The sequence below is a fragment of the Streptomyces tubercidicus genome, assembly GCF_027497495.1.
Classification (GTDB): domain Bacteria; phylum Actinomycetota; class Actinomycetes; order Streptomycetales; family Streptomycetaceae; genus Streptomyces; species Streptomyces tubercidicus.
This window is the reverse complement of the sequence record NZ_CP114205.1, coordinates 1,999,453-2,021,744: the sequence shown is the minus strand read 5'-3', so window position 1 is coordinate 2,021,744 and position 22,292 is coordinate 1,999,453. Positions and strand designations below refer to the sequence as shown.

At 70.6% G+C, this 22,292-nt stretch carries 21 protein-coding genes; 17 read left to right on the top strand and 4 right to left on the bottom strand.

The annotated features are described in order from the left end of the window. Positions 1-67 precede the first annotated feature (67 nt). The 4 genes from STRTU_RS08570 to STRTU_RS08555 all read left to right on the top strand — a co-directional run bounded on the left by STRTU_RS08570 (position 68) and on the right by STRTU_RS08555 (position 3,715). Positions 68-721: a response regulator transcription factor gene (locus STRTU_RS08570; protein ID WP_006602630.1), complete on the top strand. Its 654-nt coding sequence runs from the start codon at positions 68-70 to the stop codon at positions 719-721. A 6-nt stretch (positions 722-727) separates the two neighbouring features. Continuing rightward, on the top strand, positions 728-1,990 hold the full coding sequence (locus STRTU_RS08565) for a sensor histidine kinase (protein WP_159742991.1): 1,263 nt from the start codon (positions 728-730) through the stop codon (positions 1,988-1,990). A 526-nt stretch (positions 1,991-2,516) separates the two neighbouring features. After that, a complete protein-coding gene (locus STRTU_RS08560; protein WP_016575747.1) occupies positions 2,517-2,819 on the top strand; it encodes a DUF4193 domain-containing protein in 303 nt (100 codons plus the stop codon). Positions 2,820-2,920: 101 nt separating this feature from the next. Then, positions 2,921-3,715, top strand: coding sequence for a hypothetical protein (locus tag STRTU_RS08555; protein ID WP_159742990.1), 795 nt, complete (start codon positions 2,921-2,923; stop codon positions 3,713-3,715). 21 nt (positions 3,716-3,736) lie between these two features. Here STRTU_RS08555 and STRTU_RS08550 read toward each other — a convergent pair whose 3' ends face one another. Beyond that, a complete protein-coding gene (locus tag STRTU_RS08550) occupies positions 3,737-4,180 on the bottom strand; it encodes a DUF3093 domain-containing protein (RefSeq protein ID WP_159742989.1) in 444 nt (147 codons plus the stop codon). Positions 4,181-4,238: 58 nt separating this feature from the next. Between STRTU_RS08550 and STRTU_RS08545 the strand changes: the two genes are divergently transcribed. From STRTU_RS08545 to STRTU_RS08510, 8 genes are all read left to right on the top strand, one after another. Next, positions 4,239-4,832: a PaaI family thioesterase gene (locus tag STRTU_RS08545; protein ID WP_159742988.1), complete on the top strand. Its 594-nt coding sequence runs from the start codon at positions 4,239-4,241 to the stop codon at positions 4,830-4,832. After that, positions 4,829-5,350, top strand: a complete 522-nt coding sequence (dut, locus tag STRTU_RS08540) for a dUTP diphosphatase (RefSeq protein ID WP_128506666.1) — start codon at positions 4,829-4,831, stop codon at positions 5,348-5,350. Before STRTU_RS08545 ends, dut begins: the two co-directional genes overlap by 4 nt. A gap of 1 nt (position 5,351) precedes the next feature. Then, the gene (locus tag STRTU_RS08535) at positions 5,352-6,119 is read left to right on the top strand and encodes a DUF3710 domain-containing protein (protein ID WP_159742987.1); all 768 of its coding nucleotides are present in this window, start codon (positions 5,352-5,354) and stop codon (positions 6,117-6,119) included. A gap of 325 nt (positions 6,120-6,444) precedes the next feature. Then, a complete protein-coding gene (gene kdpF / locus STRTU_RS08530; protein ID WP_046925563.1) occupies positions 6,445-6,534 on the top strand; it encodes a K(+)-transporting ATPase subunit F in 90 nt (29 codons plus the stop codon). Between the two features lie 31 nt (positions 6,535-6,565). Continuing rightward, positions 6,566-8,242 carry a potassium-transporting ATPase subunit KdpA gene (kdpA, locus tag STRTU_RS08525; protein ID WP_159746787.1) on the top strand — a complete coding sequence of 559 codons (1,677 nt, stop codon included), beginning with the start codon at positions 6,566-6,568 and terminating at the stop codon, positions 8,240-8,242. Positions 8,243-8,274: 32 nt separating this feature from the next. Further along, complete coding sequence (gene kdpB / locus STRTU_RS08520) at positions 8,275-10,374, top strand: potassium-transporting ATPase subunit KdpB (RefSeq protein WP_159746786.1); 2,100 nt, start codon at positions 8,275-8,277, stop codon at positions 10,372-10,374. A gap of 5 nt (positions 10,375-10,379) precedes the next feature. After that, a complete protein-coding gene (kdpC, locus tag STRTU_RS08515; RefSeq protein WP_159742986.1) occupies positions 10,380-11,048 on the top strand; it encodes a potassium-transporting ATPase subunit KdpC in 669 nt (222 codons plus the stop codon). A gap of 552 nt (positions 11,049-11,600) precedes the next feature. Then, positions 11,601-12,287 (top strand): ABC transporter ATP-binding protein, encoded by a 687-nt coding sequence (locus tag STRTU_RS08510; RefSeq protein ID WP_246241349.1) that lies wholly within the window; start codon positions 11,601-11,603, stop codon positions 12,285-12,287. 125 nt (positions 12,288-12,412) lie between these two features. Here the strand turns inward: STRTU_RS08510 and STRTU_RS08505 are convergent, their stop codons facing one another. Then, positions 12,413-12,976, bottom strand: coding sequence for a GNAT family N-acetyltransferase (locus tag STRTU_RS08505; RefSeq protein WP_218039300.1), 564 nt, complete (start codon positions 12,974-12,976; stop codon positions 12,413-12,415). Positions 12,977-13,621: 645 nt separating this feature from the next. Between STRTU_RS08505 and STRTU_RS08500 the strand changes: the two genes are divergently transcribed. The 4 genes from STRTU_RS08500 (at position 13,622) to STRTU_RS08485 (ending at position 18,315) form a co-directional block, all read left to right on the top strand. After that, positions 13,622-16,174, top strand: a complete 2,553-nt coding sequence (locus STRTU_RS08500) for a sensor histidine kinase (protein ID WP_159742984.1) — start codon at positions 13,622-13,624, stop codon at positions 16,172-16,174. 79 nt (positions 16,175-16,253) lie between these two features. Then, entirely contained in the window at positions 16,254-16,937 is a 684-nt protein-coding gene (locus STRTU_RS08495; RefSeq protein WP_159742983.1) for a response regulator, read from the top strand. A gap of 91 nt (positions 16,938-17,028) precedes the next feature. Next, positions 17,029-17,427: an OB-fold nucleic acid binding domain-containing protein gene (locus STRTU_RS08490; RefSeq protein WP_042159737.1), complete on the top strand. Its 399-nt coding sequence runs from the start codon at positions 17,029-17,031 to the stop codon at positions 17,425-17,427. A gap of 3 nt (positions 17,428-17,430) precedes the next feature. Further along, positions 17,431-18,315, top strand: a complete 885-nt coding sequence (locus STRTU_RS08485) for a DUF3159 domain-containing protein (RefSeq protein ID WP_159742982.1) — start codon at positions 17,431-17,433, stop codon at positions 18,313-18,315. A gap of 81 nt (positions 18,316-18,396) precedes the next feature. On the opposite strand, the gene STRTU_RS08480 is transcribed toward STRTU_RS08485, so the two are convergent. Next, a complete protein-coding gene (locus tag STRTU_RS08480) occupies positions 18,397-19,068 on the bottom strand; it encodes a potassium channel family protein (protein ID WP_159742981.1) in 672 nt (223 codons plus the stop codon). Continuing rightward, positions 19,065-19,733, bottom strand: a complete 669-nt coding sequence (locus STRTU_RS08475) for a potassium channel family protein (RefSeq protein WP_159742980.1) — start codon at positions 19,731-19,733, stop codon at positions 19,065-19,067. The genes STRTU_RS08480 and STRTU_RS08475 overlap by 4 nt, the downstream gene beginning before the upstream one ends. A gap of 330 nt (positions 19,734-20,063) precedes the next feature. Here STRTU_RS08475 and STRTU_RS08470 point away from each other — a divergent pair, with 330 nt between their 5' ends. Next, positions 20,064-22,061 (top strand): NAD-binding protein, encoded by a 1,998-nt coding sequence (locus STRTU_RS08470; RefSeq protein ID WP_159746784.1) that lies wholly within the window; start codon positions 20,064-20,066, stop codon positions 22,059-22,061. Positions 22,062-22,292: the final 231 nt, after the last annotated feature.

The following is a 22,292-nucleotide window of genomic DNA, read 5'->3' as shown; positions in this document are numbered from 1 at the left end:
GCAGGATGGAAGAGCTTTCAGACAGTGATGTACCTGCCCGTAAGGGCCCTGAGGAAGGACTAGCGACGTGCGTGTTCTCGTCGTCGAGGACGAGCAGCTGCTCGCCGATGCGGTGGCCACCGGACTGCGCCGGGAGGCCATGGCGGTCGACGTGGTCTACGACGGCGCTGCCGCTCTGGAACGGATCGCGGTCAACGACTACGACGTCGTCGTCCTCGACCGTGACCTCCCGGTCGTCCACGGCGATGACGTCTGCCGCAAGATCGTCGAGCTGGGGATGCCCACCCGCGTCCTGATGCTCACCGCCTCCGGCGACGTCAGCGACCGCGTCGAGGGCCTGGAGATCGGCGCGGACGACTACCTTCCCAAGCCGTTCGCCTTCACCGAGCTGACCGCGCGGGTGCGCGCCCTGGGGCGCCGTACGACCGTCGCGCTGCCGCCCGTCCTGGAGCGGGCCGGCATCAAGCTCGACCCCAACCGCCGCGAGGTCTTCCGTGACGGCAAGGAGGTCCAGCTCGCACCGAAGGAGTTCGCGGTGCTGGAGGTCCTGATGCGCAGCGAGGGCACGGTCGTCTCGGCCGAGCAGCTCCTGGAGAAGGCATGGGACGAGAACACCGACCCGTTCACCAACGTCGTGCGGGTCACGGTCATGACCCTGCGGCGCAAGCTCGGCGAGCCCGCGGTGATCGTCACCGTCCCCGGCTCGGGATACCGGATCTGACCGCCGATGCCCTCCCTGCCCTCGTTCTCGAAGACGGCCGGCCCGCCGCCCGCCGCCCCGCCCAAGCCCACCTGGGACCCCCGGCCGGTCAATGTCCGGCCCTTCCCCTGGCTGCGCCCCACGATCCGGATACGGCTGACGCTGCTGTACGGCGGCATGTTCCTGATGGCCGGCATCGTGCTGCTGACGATCATCTACATGCTGGCCGCGGACGCGCTGCACGACGGCAGCGCGCTGCCGCTGAAGATCCTCGGCGGCAAGTTCGAGTCCACCAGCGACATCTGTGACCTGCCCACCCAGACGTCCGGGCAGCTGCTCCAGGAGGCCGTCAACAGCTGTCTGCAGCACCAGCGGGCAGTGGCTCTCAACAGCCTCCTGAACCGCTCCCTGCTGGCCCTGCTGGGTTTGACGGTGGTGGCGTTCGCGTTCGGTTATGCGATGGCGGGGCGGGTGTTGTCGCCGTTGGGGCGGATTACGCGGACGGCGCAGCGGGTGGCGGGTTCGGATTTGCATCGTCGGATTGAGCTGGGGGGTCCGGATGATGAGTTGAAGGAGCTGGCGGACACGTTTGATCAGATGCTGGATCGGTTGGATCGGGCGTTTGAGTCGCAGCGGCGGTTTGTGGCGAATGCGTCGCATGAGTTGCGGACGCCGTTGGCGATCAATCGGACGTTGTTGGAGGTGCAGCTGGCGGATCCGGGGGCGTCGCCGGAGTTGGTGCAGTTGGGGAAGACGTTGCTGGCGACGAATGAGCGCAGTGAGCAGTTGGTGGAGGGGTTGTTGCTGTTGGCGCGCAGTGAGAACCGGGTGGTGGACAAGAAGCCGGTGGATCTGGCGGAGGTGGCGTCGCAGGCGGTGGATCAGACGCGGGAGGAGGCGCAGGCCAAGGGGGTGGCGCTGGGTGGGGCGCGGGCGCAGGTGTTTGTGCAGGGGAACGGTGTGTTGTTGGAGCGGATCGCGTTGAATTTGGTGCAGAACGCGGTGCGGTACAACGTGGCGGAGGGGGGTTGGGTGGAGGTGGTCACGGAGCCGCAGCCGGGGTGTGCGGTGTTGGTGGTGGCCAATACGGGGCCGGTGGTGCCGGCGTATGAGGTGGAGAATCTTTTTGAGCCGTTCCGGCGGTTGCGGACGGAGCGGACCGGGAGTGACAAGGGTGTGGGGCTGGGGTTGTCGATCGTGCGGTCGGTGGTGCGGGCACATGACGGGAGCATCACGGCTCAGCCGCGGGAGGGCGGTGGTCTGGTGATGCGGGTCGTCCTGCCGCTCTGACGCAGGCCAGAGCGCCTTTGTACGCCCGCTGGAGCCCCTGTGCGCCCCCGCGGGCAGGCATCGGACATCTGTGCGCACGATCGCCCGTCTCGCGGCCGTACGCCGCCTCGCCCCCCGGTTTGACGCGAAGGGGGGTCGCCATGGATCCTTCGCGTCGTTCGCTTTGCGCGGAATTGAACCGTTCCACCTGCCGGTCTTTGCGTGTGTGATCCCTCACAGCCGCGAAATTCCGGCCATCTACGCTCCGTGATCAAAAGTCCCGTCGGAATGCCGGGGAAGTCCGGGTTTCCGAGGGGTCAGATCACGGGAAGTACAGGTGATGGGCTGCGCGAGGTGCGACATTCGGACCGTGTACGGTCCTGATCGCCATCCAAACCGATCACCTCTTCAGGGGTGCGGTTGGGTGTCGATTGAGTAACAGACCTTGATGTGAGGCAAAATCTCCGCCTCAGGTCGGGCACAAGTCCGGCCTCTCACGCGTTGTGAGCGCTGAGACACCGCAGACACCCAGAGGGGGAGAGCGAAAATGGCTACGGATTACGACACCCCACGCAAGACCGACGACGACCTCAACGAGGACAGCATTGAAGAGCTGAAGTCGCGGCGGAACGACAAGTCCGCCTCGGCCGTCGACGTCGACGAGTTCGAGCAGGCCGAGGGCCTGGAGCTGCCCGGCGCGGACCTGTCCAACGAAGAGCTGGCCGTGCGCGTGCTGCCCAAGCAGCAGGACGAGTTCACGTGCATGAGCTGCTTCCTGGTCCACCACCGCAGCCAGCTGGCCGCGGAGGACAAGAACGGCAACCCGATCTGCCGCGACTGCGCGGCCTGAGATCGGTCTGCGCCGTGACAGGCGTGAACCCGTTCCGTAAGGGACCCAAGGGCGCCGAAGGCCCGGCGGCCGGCGCACGATCACGCGAGGAAACCGCGCCCGTGCCCGCCGACCCGACCGCCCTCCCCGCGGAGCGGACGCCCGGTGCAGTGCAGTGGGGGCACCTCCCGCTCGAAAGCCGAGAGCGGGGGAGGGGCCGCACGGCCTCGCTGGCGGCCGTGCTCGGTCGCGGTGCCGGCGGCAGGGTGCGGGCAGGGCTCGCCGTGATCGCCGACCGGATCATCGAGACCGCCCCGCGGATCCCGGTCCGCGACCTCGCCACCCTGCGCGGCCAGTTCCCCGGCCTGACCCCCGAGGACCTGGCCGACAAGCTCGTCGCGGGCGCCTGCAAGGGCACCGCCACCGTCGGAGCGGGCGTCGGCGCGGCAGCGATGCTGCCCGTACCGCCCGCCATGCCGGCCGAGCTGGCCGCCGAGGTCACCGGCGTCGCCTCGGTCGAGATCAAGCTGATCGCCGAGCTGCACGAGGTCTACGGCCTGCGGCCGGCGGGCAATTTCCGGCAGCGGGCGATGGCCTATGTGATGTCCTGGTCCGAGGAGCGGGGCATCGACATCGCGAAACCGGCCTCGCTGAACATCGCCCTCGGTGTGCAGATGCGGCGCGAACTGCGCCAGCAGATCATGAAGCGCACGCTGCGCAATCTGCCCAACCTCATCCCGTTCATGATCGGCGCCTCCGTCGGCGCGTTCATGAACCGCAGGGACACCCGGAAGCTCGCGGACAAGGTCCGCAAGGACCTGCGCGCGAAGCAGGTCCCCTGGGACGCCCTCCCCGACTCCGCCCCGGCCGCCCGCACGGACACCGAGGGGACCGGAACGCCTCCGCCGGGTGACTGAGGCGGCCCCGTCGGACGCCGGTCAGGCGCGTGCCGCCGCCAGCGCCGCCACCAGCCGCTCCGGCTCCCGCGTCGAGAGATAGGCGTACGGCGTCGGGTCCTGCGGGTCCGTGATCTCCACCCGCACCGCGGTACGGATATAGCCGCGCAGCAGCATGAACGCACGGGCATCGGCCTTGTGCGTACGCCACGCCAGCGCCTCGTCCGCGTCCAGTGCGCGTGCCTCGCCCAGCGCCGTCGCCGGGATCTTCGCGTCGCCGGCGATCAGCGCACCGCCCACCACCCGGATCCGCGCCGAGCCGTACGTGCTCACCCCCACCGCGGCCAGCGCCGCGCCGCCGATCAGGCCGCCGAGCATCGGGAGCGTCCCCAGGGGCAGCAGCATCAGCGCGCAGGCGACACCGGTCAGCGCGGCGATCAGCCACCAGGAGCGGGGCGCGGTGAGACGTTCTTCGTACGACTGCATGGCTCCAGCTTGGCACGACGGCGCGGGCCCGTTACGCGCGCGGGTAGGGTCTGCACTCGTGAGTGGAACTGACGAACCCAGGGCGCGGCTGACGCCACCGACGGACGCCGTCGCTCCGGTCCGGCATGCCGAGGCGCCGGCACCCGGAGAACTCCTCGGCGCGCACTACGACCGCTGCTTCGGCTGCGGCACCGGCCAGCCCCACGGTCTGCACCTGGAGGCGCGGGCCGGCGACGGTGTGAGCGTGACCGCCGAGTTCACCGTCAAGGAGGCCCACCAGGGTGCGCCCGGTCTGGCACACGGCGGCGTACTGGCCACCGCGCTGGACGAGACGCTCGGCTCGCTGAACTGGCTGCTGCGGGTGATCGCGGTGACCGGCCGGCTGGAGACCGACTTCGTACGGCCGGTGCCGCTGGGCACGGTGCTGCACCTGACCGCGCGGGCCACCGCCGTGCACGGCCGAAAGATCTATTCGACGGCCGTGGGCCGCATAGGCGGCCCGGACGGCCCGGTCGCGGTGCGCGCCGAAGCGGTGTTCATCGAGGTCAAGGTCGACCACTTCATCGACAACGGAAGGACCGAGGAGATCCAGGCGGTGATGGCCGACCCGGACCAGGTCAAACGAGCGCGTGCCTTCGAGGTGAACCCGTGAGTCAGGTACGGAATCCGGTGGATGTGCTGCTGCGCCGGCTGGACCCGGACGTGCCCGTCCCGTCGTACGGGCATCCCGGCGACGCGGGCGTGGATCTGGTGACCACCGAGGCCGCCGAGCTGGCGCCGGGGGAGCGCGCCGTGCTGCCCACCGGGGTGTCGATCGCGCTGCCCGACGGCTACGCGGCCTTTGTGCACCCCCGCTCGGGGCTGGCCGCGCGCTGCGGATTGGCGCTGGTGAATGCCCCCGGGACGGTGGATGCCGGGTACCGTGGAGAGATCAAGGTGATCGTGGTCAATCTGGACCCGCGCGAGAGCGTGCGGTTCGAACGATTCGACCGGATCGCCCAACTGGTCGTCCAGCAGGTCGAGAAGGTGCGCTTCCACGAGGTGGCGGAACTTCCCGGCTCGGCGCGGGCCGAGGGGGGATTCGGTTCCACCGGCGGTCATGCGGCGGTGGGCGGCTCCACGGGCGGGAATGAATACGCATCGGTCGGTGCCGACCGGGAAGGACAGTGACGTGTTCGGACGTCGCAAGAAGAACGAGGCTCCTGAAGAGTCGGCCAAGGACACCACGCTCGCCGACGAGCAAGCGGTGAGCGACGCCGACGAGGACGAGGCGGCGCAGCAGCGGCTCAGCCTTCCGCCCGCGCCGCGTCCCGACGGACCCTGGGACGCGTCGGAGGTCTCCGAGCCCGGCGAGGGCCGGGTGGACCTCGGCGGGCTGTTCGTGCCCGGTGTCGAGGGCATGGAGCTCCGGGTGGAGGTCGCCGGTGACGCCATCGTCGCCGCGACCGTGGTGCTGCAGGACAGCGCCGTACAGCTGCAGGCATTCGCCGCCCCCAAGAACGAGGGGATCTGGGGCGAGGTCCGCGAGGAGATCGCCGCCGGCATCACCCAGCAGGGCGGGGTCATCGACGAGGTCGAGGGCCCGCTGGGCTGGGAGCTGCGTGCCCAGGTACCCGTACAGCTGCCGGACGGCGCGAACGGGGTGCAGGTCGTGCGCTTCATCGGCGTCGACGGCCCCCGCTGGTTCCTGCGTGGTGTGATCTCCGGCCAGGGCGCGGTGCAGCCGCAGGCCGCGGGCGTGCTGGAGCACATCTTCCGGGACACCGTGATCATCCGCGGCGATGCCCCGATGGCGCCCCGCGACCCGATCGTCCTGAAGCTGCCGGACGACGCCCAGATGGTGCCGGACGGTGTGCAGCAGGACCAGGTCGAGCAGTCGCGTTTCGGCGGCGGTGTGGAGCGTCTGGAGCGTGGACCGGAGATCACCGAGATCCGCTGACAGCACCCGGCGGCCGGGCGGCGCGACGGCGCCCGGTAACGGCCGGATCGTGACGGTCATCAGGGCCCGTACTCCCCGATGGGGGGTGCGGGCCCTTCCGTTTGTGCAGGTCAGGTGGGCATGCGTAAGAAAGTCGTCAACGGAGCGCTAATGGCCGTAAGGGAGGCGTCAACGGTGGTCACACGGGGCGGGAAGGGCGCTTTGCTCTAGGGGTCCTGTCCGCCCCATCCCTCTAGGAGCACACGATGGCCGACGTGGCCTTCGTCGTCGTCACGATCGCGGTCTTCGCGCTGGTGGCTCTCGTCGCCAAGGGGGTGGCGAAGCTGTGACCGTCGAAAACATCGTCGGCCTGATCGTGGCCGTCGCCCTGCTCGGCTATCTGGTCCTCGCCCTCGTCTTCCCGGAGAGGTTCTGAGGTGTCGACTGCTGCTTCCGCGGCGGGCCAGATGAGCCCCGTTCTCGCAGGTGTGCTCCAGCTGACCGCGCTCGTCGCGGCGCTGGCCCTGGCGTACCGTCCGCTCGGCGACTTCATGGCCGCCGTCTACAGCTCCCCCAAGCACCTTCGCGTCGAGAAGGTCATCTACCGCTGTATCGGCGCCAACGCGGACGTCCAGATGCGCTGGCCGGCCTACCTGCGCAGCGTTCTGGCGTTCTCCGCGGTCGGGGTGCTCTTCCTGTACCTGCTCCAGCGGCTGCAGGGCGGGATGCCGCTGTCCCTCGGCTTCGCGTCGATCAGTCCCGACCAGGCGTTCAACACCGCGGCCTCCTTCGTCGCCAACACCAACTGGCAGTCCTACAGCGGCGAGCAGGCCATGGGCCACGTCGTACAGACCGCCGGCCTCGCGGTGCAGAACTTCGTCTCCGCCGCCACCGGCATGGCCGTCGCCATCGCCCTGGTACGCGGCTTCGCGCGGACCCGTACCGGGGACCTCGGCAACTTCTGGGCCGACCTGGTCCGCGGCACCGTACGGGTGCTCGTCCCGATCGCCGTGATCGGCGCGGTCGTCCTGGTCGCCTGTGGTGCCCTCCAGAACTTCTCCGGCATCCACGAGGTCGGCCAGTTCATGGGCGGCTCCCAGCAGACCAACGGCGGCGCGGTCGCCTCCCAGGAGGTCATCAAGGAACTGGGCACCAACGGGGGCGGCTACTTCAACGCCAACTCCGCCCACCCCTTCGAGAACCCCAACGCCTTCACCAACCTCTTCGAGATCTTCCTGATCCTCGTCATCCCGTTCGCCATGACCCGCACCTTCGGCAAGCTCGTCGGGAACGTGAAGCAGGGCTACGCCGTCCTCGCCACGATGGGCGTCATCTGGCTCGGCTTCACGGCGCTGATGATGTGGACCGAGTTCGCCCACGGCGGGCCGGCCCTGCAGGCAGCGGGCGCCGCTATGGAAGGCAAGGAGACCCGCCTCGGCGTCGGCTCCTCCGCGATCTTCTCGGTGGCCACCACGCTCACCTCCACCGGCGCGGTCGACTCCTTCCACTCCTCGTTCACGGCCTTCGGCGGCGGCATCCAGCTGCTCGGCATGATGCTGGGCGAGATCGCACCCGGCGGCGTCGGCTCCGGCCTTTACGGCATGCTCGTCATGGCGATCATCGCGGTGTTCATCGCCGGCCTGATGGTGGGCCGCACGCCCGAGTACCTCGGCAAGAAGATCGGCACCCGCCAGATCAAGCTGGCCGCCTGCTACATCCTCATCACCCCGACACTGGTGCTCGGCTTCACCGCCGCTTCGATGGTGCTGCCGGACGCGCTGGGCTCGATGCTCAACACCAAGGCGCTGGGCGCCGGTTCGCACGGCTTCTCCGAGGTGCTGTACGCCTTCACCTCCGGCGCTAACAACAACGGCTCCTCGTTCGGCGGCCTCAACGCCAACACCCCCTGGTACAACACCACGATCGGTCTGGCGATGCTGCTCGGCCGCTTCCTGCCGATGGTGTTCGTGCTCGCCCTGGCCGGCTCGCTCGCCGAACAGCAGCCGGTGCCGGAGACCGCGGGCACCCTCCGTACCGAAAAGCCGCTCTTCGCCGGGCTGCTCGTCGGCACGATCCTGATCATCACCGGTCTGACCTACTTCCCGGCGCTGGCCCTCGGGCCCCTGGCGGAGGGTCTGTCATGACCGCCCCCGTGAAACCGGAGGAGCCCGGCTCCATGTCCACCGCCACACCGACGCGCGCTCCGCACCAGGACGTCCCCAGCGGGCACAAGCCCGGCGACGGCCGGGTGGGCGGCGGCCTCTTCGACCCCAAGCAGCTGGTCAAGTCCTTCCCGGACGCGATACGCAAACTCGACCCGCGGGTGACGGTCAAGTCCCCCGTGATGTTCGTGGTCGAGGTCGGCTCCGTGCTGACCACGGTCTTCGCCTGCACCTCCCCGTCGGACGGGTTCGGCTGGGCGATCGCCGTCTGGCTGTGGCTGACCGTCATCTTCGCCAACCTGGCGGAGGCGGTCGCCGAGGGCCGCGGCAAGGCGCAGGCCGACACCCTGCGCAAGGCCAAGACCGACACCGTCGCGCGCCGGCTCAACGGGGCAGCCGAGGAGCAGGTGCCCGGCACCGAGCTGCGCATCGGCGACCTGGTCGTGTGCGAGGCCGGTGACATCATCCCCGGTGACGGCGATGTCGTCGAAGGCGTCGCCTCGGTGGACGAGTCGGCAATCACCGGTGAGTCCGCTCCGGTCATCCGCGAGTCCGGCGGTGACCGCTCCGCGGTGACCGGTGGCACGAAGGTGCTCTCCGACCGCATCGTCATCAAGATCACGACGATGCCCGGTGAGACCTTCATCGACCGGATGATCAACCTCGTCGAGGGCGCCGCACGGCAGAAGACGCCCAACGAGATCGCGCTGAACATCCTGCTCGCATCGCTCACCATCGTCTTCCTGCTGGCGGTGGTCACCCTCCAGCCGTTCGCGATCTACGCGGGCGCCGAACAGCCCATGATCGTGCTGCTCGCCCTGCTGGTCTGTCTGATCCCGACGACGATCGGCGCACTGCTCTCGGCCATCGGCATCGCCGGCATGGACCGGCTGGTGCAGCGCAACGTGCTGGCCATGTCAGGGCGCGCCGTCGAAGCCGCAGGCGATGTATCGACATTGCTGCTCGACAAGACCGGCACCATCACCCTCGGCAACCGCCAGGCCGCCGAGTTCGTCCCCGTACGCGGCACCACCGAGGCCGAGGTCGCGGACGCGGCCCAGCTGTCCTCACTGGCCGACGAGACCCCCGAGGGCCGCTCCATCGTCGTCCTCGCCAAGGAGAAGTACGGTCTGCGTGAGCGCCACCAGGGTGAGCTGACGGACGCCGAGTGGGTGCCGTTCACCGCCCAGACCCGGATGTCGGGTGTGGACGTCGACGGGCGCAAGGTCCGCAAGGGCGCGTCCGGTTCGGTCATCGCCTGGGTCAAGGAACGCGGCGGCACGGTCGCCGAGGACGCCCAGCAGCTCACCGACGCGATCTCACAGGCCGGCGGCACCCCGTTGCTGGTCGCCCTGGAGGACGAGTGCGGCCCCCGCGTCCTGGGAGTCATCCACCTCAAGGACGTCGTCAAGGACGGGATGCGCGAACGCTTCGTCGAGCTGCGCAAGATGGGCATCAAGACCGTCATGATCACGGGCGACAACCCGCTGACGGCCAAGGCCATCGCCGACGAAGCGGGCGTGGACGACTTCCTCGCGGAGGCCACACCCGAGGACAAGATGGCGCTCATCAAGCGCGAACAGGCCGGCGGCAAGCTGGTTGCGATGACCGGCGACGGCACCAATGACGCCCCCGCGCTGGCCCAGGCGGATGTCGGGGTGGCCATGAACACCGGCACCTCGGCCGCCAAGGAGGCCGGGAACATGGTGGACCTGGACTCCAACCCGACCAAGCTCATCGAGATCGTCGAGATCGGCAAGCAACTGCTGATCACCCGGGGCGCACTGACGACCTTCTCGATCGCCAACGACGTCGCGAAGTACTTCGCGATCATCCCGGCGATGTTCGCGGTGGCCTATCCCGGCCTGGACACCCTCAACATCATGCGGCTGTCCAGCCCCAACTCCGCGATCCTCTCGGCGATCATCTTCAACGCACTGATCATCGTTGCGCTGGTACCGCTCGCCCTCAAGGGCGTGCAGTACCGCCCCGTCAGCGCCGACAAAATGCTGCGACGCAACCTGGCGGTCTACGGAATCGGTGGTCTGATCGCCCCCTTCATCGGCATCAAACTCATCGACCTGCTCCTCTCTCTCCTCCCCGGAATCGGGTGACCGCCGTGAACAACTCCGTACGCAACACCGCCCGGTTGATCGGGGCGGGCCTGCGCGCCCTGCTCGTACTGACCGTCGTCTGCGGCGTCGTCTACCCGCTGGTGGTCACCGGGGTGGCGCAGGCGGCGTTCCCCGGCAAGGCCAACGGGTCCGAGGTGAGCTCCCACGGCAAGGTCGTCGGCTCCTCGCTGATCGGCCAGCGCTACGACAAGGGCCAGGACAAGGACGGCAATCCCCTTCCCGACCTGCGGTACTTCCAGCCGCGCCCCTCGGCGGGACTGGGCAGCAACAAGACCAACGGCGTCAACACGCAGTACGACCTCCAGGTCTCCGGTGCCTCCAACCTGGGCGCCACCAACACCGACCTCATCAAGGCGGTCAAGGAGCGCAGGCACTGGGTCTCCACCACATACGGAGTCCCCGCGTCCAAGGTCCCGGCGGACGCCGTCACCTCCTCCGGCTCCGGCCTCGACCCGCACATCTCCCCGGCCTACGCCCAACTACAGGCCGCCACGGTCGCCCGGCGGAACCATCTCCCCGTCGGCACGGTGGAAAAGCTGGTCGAGAAGCACACCGACGGGCGCATCCTCGGGTTCATGGGGGAGCCGCGGGTGAATGTGCTGGAGCTGAATATTGCGCTGAAGGAGAGGGTGGAGAAGGCGGGGCGCGGGTGAGTGGGGGTGCTTGAGCGTGGGGCCTGAGTGCGGGGCCTGAGTGCGGGCGTGGCTGAACTGGTCGGTGTGGTGCGGTGGTTGCCGTCTCCCGAGTGGTCGTGTTGCGGCTGCGGTCGGGAAGGGGCGGTGCCGGGGAGATGTCCCCGGCACCGCCCCTTTCGTGATCCGAGCCTGTCGGAGGCGTGCGGCCGAGTCGGTTCGGGGCGCGGTGCGGAGTCGGTCCGAGAGTTATCCACAGGCGTTGCTTGCCGAAGCGCGCGATACGCATACTGACAGCAACCGGCAGGCAATCCGAGGCCCCGCGACAGGGACCAAGGTGTAGGCGGGCAAGGGGAGTTGAGGCGACCGAGGCGACGGGCCTCTGCGCGGCCGGGGCCGTGGCGGTTCGGGGGAGTGGCACGAGAGGGGACTGGGGGAGTCGTGATGAATGGCGGGGGAAGCGCGTCGGGTGAGAGCCGGCGCAGGGGCTGGGGTCGGAAGAAGGCGCACGAGGCGCCAGGGGAGGGGACGAGGGCCAAAGTGGCCGTCGCCGATCCGCCGGCGGCCGGGGCGATGGTCGTCGTCGAGGATCTGCACCGCAGCTACGGCACCGGCGCCGGTGCCGTACACGCCCTGCGCGGGGTGTCCTGCAGTGTCCCGAGAGGCGAACTGGTCGCCCTGCGCGGCCGCTCCGGGTCGGGCAAGACGACTCTCCTCAACCTCATCGGCGGCCTGGACACCGCAGACTCCGGGCGGATCGTCGTGGACGGCACACCACTGGCCGACCTCGGCGAGAGCGGGCTGCTGGAGATGCGCCGCGACCGCATAGGTTTCGTCTTCCAGTCGTTCGGGCTCATACCGATACTCAGCGCCGCGGAGAATGTCGGGGTGCCGCTGCGGCTGCGCAAGGTCCCACCACACGAGCGTGAGGACCGCGTCGCGCTCCTGCTGTCCTTGGTGGGCCTGGCCGACCACACCGAGCAGCGGCCCGGCGAGCTCTCCGGCGGTCAGCAGCAGCGTGTGGCCATCGCCCGTGCACTCGCCAACCGCCCCGCGCTGCTGATAGCCGACGAGCCGACCGGCCAACTGGACGCCGAGACCGGCATGGAGGTGATGGACGCACTGCGCGCCGTGGTCCGCAGCGAGGGCGTCACGGCACTGGTGGCCACGCACGACGCGAACCTGCTGGGCCTGGCCGACCGTGTCCTGGAGCTGAGTGATGGGCTGATCACGGAGGCGGGAGCGGCGGGGGTGGGGTGAGGGGTGGGGGTGGGAGGGGAGGGAGGGCCCCGCCCCCGGGACCCCACCTCGCTCCGCCCCGCCTCCCCCCTCCCGCTCCACCTCCCCGTCCCGCCTGTCCCCGCCCCAGTTCTCCCCGCCCCGCCTCACCACACGTCGCCGTCGCGCCAGTCGCAGGTGAGGTCGGTGTCGAGGTCGAGCGGGGTGGCCGCGACGGGCAGGACGTAGATGCAGCCGTCCTCGTCGGCGGTGCGCTGGATGCCGTCCGGGGTGAGTGCCCAGGAGCGGCCACGCCACAGCTGCCAGCCACGGGCCGCATAGAACGTCGCGGCCTCGTCGGAGGCGCCGAGCGCGCCGAGGTCGTAGCCGCTGTGCACCACCCGCTCCAGGGCGTCCATCAGGGCCGCGCCATGGCCGCGGCCGCGCCGGTCCGCGCGTACGCCGACGCCCTCCACATATCCGCAGCGCAGTGCCCGGCCGCCGTGCAGCAGGCGTCGCTGGACGATGCTCGCATGCGCGATCAGTTCGCCGTCCTCGTGGATCAGGGCGTGCAGCCCGCCGAGTGAGTGTTCCCAGTCCTCCGCGGTCATGTCGTCGAAGACGTCGTAGAGGAGGGTGCGGGCCGCCTTGAGGGTGGCGGGGGCCAGCTCGGCGGTGTGGGCGATGCGTACATCGGCCATGCGGGGCGTCGTCAGATGTGCCTCGGTCATGGGGGAATCGTCGCAGTCGGCGGGTGGCTTGGGCGACGGTATTTTACGGGCCCTGACGCACACCTTCCCGCTGGCGGTTTGGTGTCAGCGAAGCGTCAGGGAAGGCGTCTTGGGGCGGTGGGGTCCGCCCCGGCCGGCGACCCACCCCCGGCGCCACCCGACGCGACCCCGTTCCCCCAGCCGCCGCCGACCCGCCCGTACGGCCGAGCACGGCAACCCCGATGCTCCGCCGCAGTGGCCGCAGTGGCCGCAGTGGCCGCAGCCGTCCCGCCGCGCCACCCCGTTCCCCCGATCACGCCTCCCGGCCGACCCGTCCCGCGGCCGACTAAGCCGCCCCCGCAACGGACGTCGCCCCCGAAACGCACGCACCCCCGCAACGGCCGCAGTCGCCCCGCGGCGCCACCCCGTCCCCCCGATCACATCCCCCCGAGCACCGCCACCCAACCGACCCGTCGTCACCACTACCCACCCGCCCCACCAACGCAGCCGACCACGCGCCCCCGCAGCCGCCCCCACCCCCGTATCAGAGTCCCGTCAAGACCAACCCCCAACTAGCCAACTGCACCCTTTGTCCCCTTGTTCGGTCGGTAGGGTCGCAGGAGGTTCAGCCCGGTGGGGGCGGCCTTCACGTAAGACAATGGGGCCATGGCACGCGGCAAGCTACGGATCTATCTCGGCGCGGCGCCGGGCGTCGGCAAGACGTACGCGATGCTGTCCGAGGCGCACCGGCGGGTGGAGCGCGGGACGGATGCCGTCGTCGCGTTCGTCGAGCACCACGGCAGGCCCCGTACGGAGGTCATGCTGCACGGGCTGGAGCAGATCCAGCGGCGGGAGCTGGCGTATCGCGGCACGGCTTTCACCGAAATGGACGTGGACGCGGTGCTGGAACGCCGGCCGGCCGTGGCGCTGGTGGACGAGCTGGCGCACACCAACGTCCCGGGTTCGCGCAACGGCAAGCGCTGGCAGGACATCGAGGAGCTGCTGGAAGCGGGGATCGATGTGATCTCGACCGTCAACATCCAGCACCTGGAGTCACTCGGGGACGTCGTCGAGTCCATAACGGGTGTCCGGCAGCGGGAGACCGTGCCGGATGAGATCGTCCGTCGGGCCGATCAGATCGAGCTTGTCGATATGTCGCCCCAGGCGATCCGCCGCCGGATGGCGCACGGCAACATCTACCAGCCCGACAAGGTGGATGCCGCGCTGTCCAACTACTTCCGGCCGGGCAACCTCACGGCGCTGCGCGAGCTGGCGCTGCTGTGGGTCGCCGACCGGGTGGACGAGTATCTGCAGGAGTACCGCGCGGAGCATTCGATCCGCTCCACCTGGCAGGCGCGTGAGCGCATCGTCGTCGGACTGACCGGCGGGCCGGAGGGGCGCACGCTGATCCGTCGCGCGGCCCGGATGGCGGCCAAGGGCTCGGGCAGCGAGGTGCTCGCCGTCTATATAGCGCGCAGCGACGGGCTGACCTCGGCCTCGCCCAAGGAGCTCGCCGTCCAGCGCACTCTGGTGGAGGACCTTGGAGGGACGTTTCACCATGTCATCGGCGACGACATACCGAGTGCGCTGCTGGAGTTCGCGCGAGGCGTCAACGCCACCCAGATCGTGCTGGGCTCCAGTCGTCGCAAGGCGTGGCAGTACATCTTCGGGCCGGGGGTGGGCGCGACGGTCGCGCGCGAGTCCGGGCCCGATCTCGATGTGCACATCGTCACCCACGACGAGGTCGCCAAGGGCCGGGGGCTGCCGGTGGCGCGCGGTGCGCGGCTGGGGCGGACCCGGATCATCGCCGGCTGGCTCGTCGCCGTCGTCGGCCCGGTGCTGCTCTCGCTGCTGCTGACCAGCATCGAGAACGGCCCCGGACTCGCCAATGACGTGCTGCTCTTCCTCTTCCTGACGGTCGTGGCCGCGCTGCTCGGCGGGCAGCTGCCGGCGCTGGCGTCGGCCGCGGTCGGCTCGCTGCTGCTGAACTTCTACTTCACCCCGCCCACCCGCACCCTCACGGTCAGCGACCCCAAGAACCTCGTCGCCATCGTGATCTTCTTCGCGGTGGCCGTCTCGGTCGCCTCCGTGGTGGATCTCGCCGCCCGCCGCACCCACCAGGCCGCCAGGCTGCGCGCCGAGTCGGAGATCCTGTCCTTCCTGGCGGGCAGTGTGCTGCGCGGTGAGACGACCCTGGACGCCCTGCTGGAGCGGGTACGCGAGACCTTCGGGATGGAGACGGTGGCGCTGCTGGAGCGGGCCGGCGATGTCGAGCCGTGGACCTGTGCGGGCCGGGCCGGCAGTGACCACGGCAAGCCGCTGCTGCGCCCCGAGGACGCCGATGTCGACATGCCCGTGGGTGACCACATGGCGCTGGCGCTGAGCGGCCGGGTGCTGCCCGCCGAGGACCGCCGTGTACTGGCCGCGTTCGCCGCCCAGGCCGCCGTCGTCCTGGACAGGCAGCGGCTGGTGGGCGAGGCGGAGCGGGCCCGGGAGCTGGCCGAGGGCAACCGCATCAGGACGGCGCTGCTGGCGGCCGTCAGCCATGATCTGCGGACCCCGCTGGCGAGCATCAAGGCCTCCGTCACCTCTCTGCGCTCCGACGATGTCGCCTGGTCCCAGGAGGACGAGGCGGAGCTGCTGGCCGGCATCGAGGCGGGCGCCGACCGGCTGGACCATCTCGTCGGCAACCTCCTGGACATGTCCCGGCTGCAGACCGGCACGGTCACCCCGCTGATCCGTGAGATCGACCTCGACGAGGTGGTGCCGATGGCGCTCGGCGGCGTCCCGGAGGGCAGCGTCACCCTCGACATCCCCGAGGAGCTGCCGATCGTCGCCGTCGATCCGGGGCTGCTGGAACGCTCGGTCGCCAATCTTGTGGAGAACGCCGTGAAGTACAGCCCGGACGGGACCGCGGTGCTGGTCTCGGCCAGTGCGCTCGGTGCTCGGGTGGAGCTGCGGATCGCCGACCGCGGCCCGGGGGTGCCGGACAGCGCCAAGGACCGGATCTTCGAGCCGTTCCAGCGCTACGGTGACGCGCCGCGCGGTGCCGGGGTGGGCCTGGGGCTGGCCGTGGCGCGCGGTTTCGCGGAGGCGATGGGCGGCACGCTCGCCGCCGAGGACACCCCCGGAGGCGGGATGACCATGGTCCTGACCCTCCGGGCCGCGCCGGGCCGCCCGCCGGCCAGACCCGATCTTCCGGCCCAGGCCACCACATGAGCCGGACCGCACCGACCCCCCTCATCCCCAGCCCGCCGGGTCCGCCCCGCCGGGAGACGACACCACGAGGAGTACGCCAGTGAACCGGGTGCTTGTGGTCGATGACGAGCCGCAGATCGTTCGCGCCCTCGTGATCAACCTGAAGGCGCGCAAGTACGAGGTCGACGCCGCCCCCGACGGGGCCACCGCTCTCAAGCTCGCCGCCGCCCGCCACCCCGATGTCATCGTCCTCGACCTCGGGCTGCCCGATATGGACGGCGTCGAGGTGATCAAGGGGCTGCGGGGCTGGACACGGGTGCCGATCCTGGTGCTCTCCGCCCGCCAGACCTCCGACGAGAAGGTGGAGGCACTGGACGCCGGCGCGGACGACTACGTCACCAAGCCGTTCGGCATGGACGAGCTGCTGGCCCGGCTGCGGGCGGCGGTGCGGCGGGCCGAGCCGACCGGGCCGGCCGACGACGAGGTGATCGTGGAGACGGAAGGTTTCTCCGTGGATCTCGCCGCGAAGAAGGTCAACCGCGGCGGCCGGGACATCCGGCTGACCCCGACCGAGTGGCATCTGCTGGAGGTCCTGGTCCGCAACGCGGGCCGGCTGGTCAGCCAGAAACAGCTGCTCCAGGAGGTCTGGGGGCCCTCGTACGGCACCGAGACCAACTATCTGCGGGTGTACATGGCCCAGCTCCGCCGCAAGCTGGAGAGCGATCCCTCACATCCGGAGCACTTCATCACGGAGCCGGGGATGGGTTACCGCTTCGAGCAGTAGTGCCCCGGGGCCGAACACGCCTTTGTGCGCCGCGTACGAACTCCGTGTGCGGGCCGTGATCGCGGTCCCCGGCCACCGGTACGCTGGGGCCATGAGTGCTGGGACCCGATCCGAGAAGCCGGCCGGTCGCTTCCGCCGGCTGCTCGACAGGCTGTCCTCCTCCGAGGAGGAGTTGCAGTCCGCCGAGCTGCAACAGGACGCACAGGACGCGGGATGCACCCGTATCTGCGACTGCGACGACCGGCAGATTGTGAAGGTCACCGGCACCCTGCGGCATGTCACGCTGCGGCCCCGCGCCGGTGTGCCGGCGCTGGAGGCGGAGCTGTTCGACGGCTCCGCGGCGCTCGACGTGGTGTGGCTCGGCCGCCGCTCCATCGCCGGGATAGAACCGGGCCGCAAACTGATCGCCTCGGGCCGGGTCTCCCTGAGCCACGGACGCCGGGTGCTCTTCAATCCGAAGTACGAACTCCGACCGCTCGGACAGGAGTAGCCGGTGACGTCTCACGACCGACCGACCACTGACGCGCATGCCGATCACGACGCCTCCGCAGGCCCCGTACCCGCCTCGCCCGACCCGGGCACCGAAGGAGCCGTAGACGGCAGGAAGGTGACCGAGGCGGCGCTGTTCGAGGCGTTCGGCGGGGTCCGCGGCATGGTGGAGACCGTCGTCCCCGGTCTTCTGTTCGTCGCGATCTACACGGTCAACAAGGATCTGCACGTCTCCGCGATCGCCGCGCTGGCCGTCTCGCTGGTGCTGGGCGTCTTCCGCCTGGTCCGCAAGGACACCGTCAAGCACGCCTTCAGCGGCGTCTTCGGCGTGGGCTTCGGCGTGGTCTTCGCGATGATGACCGGCAACGCCAAGGACTTCTATCTGCCGGGCATGCTCTACACCCTCGGCCTGGCCTTCGCCTACATCCTCAGCACGCTCGCCGGCGTCCCGCTGCTCGGGCTGATCCTGGGGCCGGTGTTCAAGGAGAACCTCTCCTGGCGCACCCGCAATCCGGGCCGCAAGAAGGCGTATGCGAAGGCCAGCTGGGCCTGGGGCCTGATCCTGCTCGGCAAGTGCGCCATCCTCTTCCCGCTGTACTGGTGGGCGGACACCACCCAGCTCGGCTGGGTGCTGATCGCGCTGAAGATCCCGCCGTTCCTGCTGGCGGTCTATCTCACCTGGGTCTTCCTGGTGAAGGCGCCGCCGCCGATCGATGTCTTCGCGGAGATGGAGGCGAAGGAGAAGGCCGAGGAGGAGGCCGAGGAGCGGCGCCGCGCCGAGCGCGAGACGCCGGCCCGGGTCGCCGACGACCTCAGCGGGGACCTGGTGCGGGAAGCCTCGGCCGAGCCGTCGGCCGACCGCCCGCAGGGTGGCCGCCACCGCCGCTGACGCGTCGCACACACAGCACGCCGGGGCCCGGGAACCACTTGGTTCCCGGGCCCCGGCGTGTGATGCCGTCCGTCCGGTGCGCTACGCGGACTCGCGCCGCATCGACAGCAGGTCCTCCAACTGCTCCTCGCGCGACTGCGCCGCCACGAACAGCAGCTCGTCGCCGGCCTCCAGCGCGTCCTCCTTGTTGGGCGTGAGCACCCGCGTACCGCGGATGATCGTGACCAGGGAGGTGTCCTCGGGCCAGTCGACGTCGCCGACCCGGGTACCGGCCAGCGCGGCCTCCGGGGGCAGCGTCAACTCGACGAGGTTGGCGTCACCGTGGCTGAAGCGCAGCAGCCGTACGAGATCGCCGACGCTCACCGCCTCCTCGACCAGCGCCGACATCAGACGCGGTGTGGAGACCGCGACATCGACGCCCCAGGACTCGTTGAACAGCCACTCGTTCTTCGGGTTGTTGACCCGGGCGACCACCCGCGGCACGCCGTACTCGGTCTTGGCGAGCAGCGAGACGACCAGGTTGACCTTGTCGTCGCCGGTCGCCGCGATCACGACATTGCAGCGCTGCAGCGCCGCCTCGTCGAGCGAGGTGATCTCGCAGGCGTCGGCCAGCAGCCACTCCGCCAGCGGCACCCGCTCGACCGAGATGGCGGTCGGCGCCTTGTCGATGAGCAGGATCTCGTGCCCGTTTTCCAGCAGCTCGCCCGCGATGGAACGGCCCACCGCGCCCGCGCCCGCGATTGCGACCCTCATGCGTGCGCCCCCTCAGGACCCGTGGCGAATGCCGCCTCGACCTTCTCGACCTCGTCGGTGCGCATCATCACGTGCACCAGATCGCCTTCCTGCAGCACCGTCTGCGAGGTCGGCAGCATCGCCTCGCCCAGCCGGGTGAGGAAGGCGACGCGGACGCCGGTCTCCTCCTGGAGCGTGCTGATCTTGTGCCCCACCCAGGAGGCGGCGGTGTGCACCTCGGCGAGCTGGACGCCGCCGCTCGGGTCGCGCCACAGCGGCTCGGCGCCCGACGGCAGCAGCCGGCGCAGCATCTGGTCGGCCGTCCAGCGGACGGTCGCGACGGTCGGGATGCCCAGGCGCTGGTAGACCTCGGCGCGGCGGGGGTCGTAAATACGGGCGGCGACGTTCTCGACACCGAACATCTCACGGGCCACCCGGGCGGCGATGATGTTCGAGTTGTCACCGCTGGAGACGGACGCGAAGGCGCCTGCCTCCTCGATGCCGGCCTCGCGCAGGGTGTCCTGGTCGAAGCCGACGCCGGTGACCCGGCGGCCGCCGAAGGACGAGCCCAGGCGGCGGAACGCGGTCGGGTCCTGGTCGACCACCGCGATGGTGTGACCCTGGCTCTCCAGGGTCCGTGCGAGCGCGGAGCCCACCCGTCCGCATCCCATGATGACGATGTGCATGCTGATTACCCCGTGCCCTGTACTAGCGCGCTGACCTGCACAAACACCCTGCTCACTACTTTCTTCTCCCAGTACCGGCGACACGAAGCCACGGCTCGCGACAGGACCGGGTGCGTCAGCGGGAGCGCCGGGGCGCACCGTGGTCCGGTACAACCGTAGCCGTAATGGCGGTTCCGGTAGGGGGCGCGGTGGGCGGCGGTCCGATGCGGATCCGCCCGGCGGGTGTGACGGCCTCTCGCGCCGGGCTGCGCCGTGCCGCGCCCGTAAGGCACGCTACGAGGTGTGCCCAACCTGCCTCTCCAGCCCCAACAGGGCTCCTCCGCCTCGCACATGGTGGTCTGCGGCGACGATGCGCTGGCCCACCGTCTGGCCGCCGAACTCCGGGACGTCTACGGCGAACGGGTGACGCTCGTCGTCCCCTCCGCCCGGGAGCCGCACCGCCCCCGTATTCCGCCACCGGCCCGCGCGCTCGTCCGGGCCGGTGCGCTGCTGGGCCGGGTGTCGGCGGCGATGGTGCGCCCGTCGCCGCTGCCGTCCGAGGCGCCCGGGGACGGTGCGGAGCCACCGGAGGAGACCGTACGGATCCTGGAGGCGGCGCAGCCGGACGACGCGGCGCTGACCGAGGCCAATATCGCGGGGGCGGGCGCGCTGGCCCTGGTCTACGACGACGATGAGCTCAATATCCATGCCGCGCTGCGCGCCCGCCGGCTCAACCCCCGGCTGCGGCTGGTCATCCGCCTCTACAACCGCAAACTCGGCCAGCATCTGGAGGAGTTGCTGGACCAGGCGGCCGCGGTCGCGGCCCTGGGCTCCGGGGACGGCGGGGACGCGGAGGGCGCCGACGCGTCCACGACGGTGCTGTCCGACGCCGACACCGTGGCCCCCGCGCTGGCGGGCGCCGCGGTCGCCGGCACCAGCAAGGTCATCGAGGCGGACGGGCTGCTGCTGCGGGCGGTGGAGCGTACGCCGGTGCCGCCCGGCCGGCCCGGCGAGCCCGGGGTGTGCACCCTGGCGCTGCTCCCCGCGTCCGCCGGCGAGCCGGCGGGCGCGACCGGTGCGGCGACCGTTTCGGCGGCCGGTGACGAGGGGCCCGTACTCCTGCCGGACGAGACCGCGACCGCGGCCGCCACCGGCTGCGGCACCGTCGTCCTGGAGACCGTCTCCTATACGGGCCGCCCAGTACGGCGCCGATGGCTCCGCGGCCGGGGCGCACCGCTCGCGTCCCTCTTCTCCCGGCGGCTGCGCTGGTCCCTGGCCGGGGTCGTCGGCGCGGTGCTGGCGCTGGCCGTGGCGTCCTCCCTGACCCTGGGCGAGGACCCGACGCACGCCGTCTACCTCTCGCTGCTGGACCTCTTCGCGATCAACGATCCGGCGCTCGACGAACCGGCGCCCCGCAAGGTGCTCCAGCTGCTGTCCGGGCTGACCGGGCTGTTGCTGCTGCCGGTGCTGGTCGCGGCGGCGTTCGAGGGGCTCGGCACCTTCCGCAGCGCCTCGGCCCTGCGTCGTCCGCCGCGCGGGCTGTCGGGCCATGTGGTGCTGCTGGGCCTCGGCAAGGTCGGCACCCGGGTCCTGGCGCGGCTGCACGAGATGGGCATCCCCGTGGTGTGCATCGAGGGGGACCCGGAGGCCCGGGGGATCGCCCTGGCCCGCCGGCTGCGGGTGCCGACCGTTCTGGGGGACGTCACCCAGGAAGGCGTCCTGGAAGCCGCGATGATCGAGCGGGCGGCCACGCTGCTCGCCCTGACCAGCGAGGACACCACGAATCTGGAGGCCTCCCTCTATGCCCGCTCGGTCCATCCCCGGCTGCGGGTGACCCTGCGGCTGTTCGACGACCGCTTCGCCACCGCCGTCTACCGCACCCTGCGCGCCGCGCACCCAGGGGCGCTGACCCGCAGCCGGAGCGTGACCTACCTGGCCGCGCCCGCGTTCGCCGGCGCCATGATGGGACGCGAGATCCTCGGGGCCATTCCGGTCGAGCGCCGGGTGCTGCTGATCGCCCGGTTCGCGGTACGGGGCCATGCCGCGCTGGAGGGCCGTACGGTCGCCGAGGTGCTGCGGCCGGGGCGGCTGCGGGTGCTGGCGGTCGACACCTCCGCCCCCGACGACCCGGAGCCGGACGCCGCGGGCGCCGCCGCCACGCCGCCGCCGGCCGAGGAGCGCACACCGGCGCGGCTGGTGCACGAGCTCGGCGACGACTATGTCCTCCGCCCGCAGGACCGGGTGCTGCTGGTCGCCACCCGGCAGGGGCTGGGCGATCTGCACGCCCGGAACCGGGGCACGGCGGCGGGTGCGGGGACCGGCAGGGATGACCGCGCCGGCCAGGTGTGACCCCGCGCCCCCACCTCTCCGTGACGCCGCCAGCACCTCCCGTGACGACATCGCCCTCCCCGTGACGAATGCCACGAAGGCATCCGGAAGGGGCCGTGACGTGTACGTGACGTGCGGATCCTGTGGAGGTGCGCCCCGTGGTGCGCCCCCTCAGCAGGCCGGACGCGCCTCGGCCGCCCCGCTCCGCTCCTCAGCGCCGCAGAGCGTGCGGGGAGCGGGTGGGCGTGGACG

Excerpts from the sequence above, each read along its gene's own strand:
- STRTU_RS08565 (WP_159742991.1), top strand. The coding sequence starts at position 728 with ATGCCCTCCCTGCCCTCGTTCTCGAAGACGGCCGGCCCGCCGCCCGCC.
- STRTU_RS08560 (WP_016575747.1), top strand. The coding sequence starts at position 2,517 with ATGGCTACGGATTACGACACCCCACGCAAGACCGACGACGACCTCAAC.
- STRTU_RS08550 (WP_159742989.1), bottom strand. The coding sequence starts at position 4,180 with ATGCAGTCGTACGAAGAACGTCTCACCGCGCCCCGCTCCTGGTGGCTG.
- kdpA (WP_159746787.1), top strand. The coding sequence starts at position 6,566 with ATGAGCCCCGTTCTCGCAGGTGTGCTCCAGCTGACCGCGCTCGTCGCG.
- kdpB (WP_159746786.1), top strand. The coding sequence starts at position 8,275 with ATGTCCACCGCCACACCGACGCGCGCTCCGCACCAGGACGTCCCCAGC.
- STRTU_RS08510 (WP_246241349.1), top strand. The coding sequence starts at position 11,601 with ATGGTCGTCGTCGAGGATCTGCACCGCAGCTACGGCACCGGCGCCGGT.
- STRTU_RS08505 (WP_218039300.1), bottom strand. The coding sequence starts at position 12,976 with ATGACCGAGGCACATCTGACGACGCCCCGCATGGCCGATGTACGCATC.
- STRTU_RS08500 (WP_159742984.1), top strand. The coding sequence starts at position 13,622 with ATGGCACGCGGCAAGCTACGGATCTATCTCGGCGCGGCGCCGGGCGTC.
- STRTU_RS08490 (WP_042159737.1), top strand. The coding sequence starts at position 17,029 with ATGAGTGCTGGGACCCGATCCGAGAAGCCGGCCGGTCGCTTCCGCCGG.
- STRTU_RS08480 (WP_159742981.1), bottom strand. The coding sequence starts at position 19,068 with ATGAGGGTCGCAATCGCGGGCGCGGGCGCGGTGGGCCGTTCCATCGCG.
- STRTU_RS08475 (WP_159742980.1), bottom strand. The coding sequence starts at position 19,733 with ATGCACATCGTCATCATGGGATGCGGACGGGTGGGCTCCGCGCTCGCA.
- STRTU_RS08470 (WP_159746784.1), top strand. The coding sequence starts at position 20,064 with ATGGTGGTCTGCGGCGACGATGCGCTGGCCCACCGTCTGGCCGCCGAA.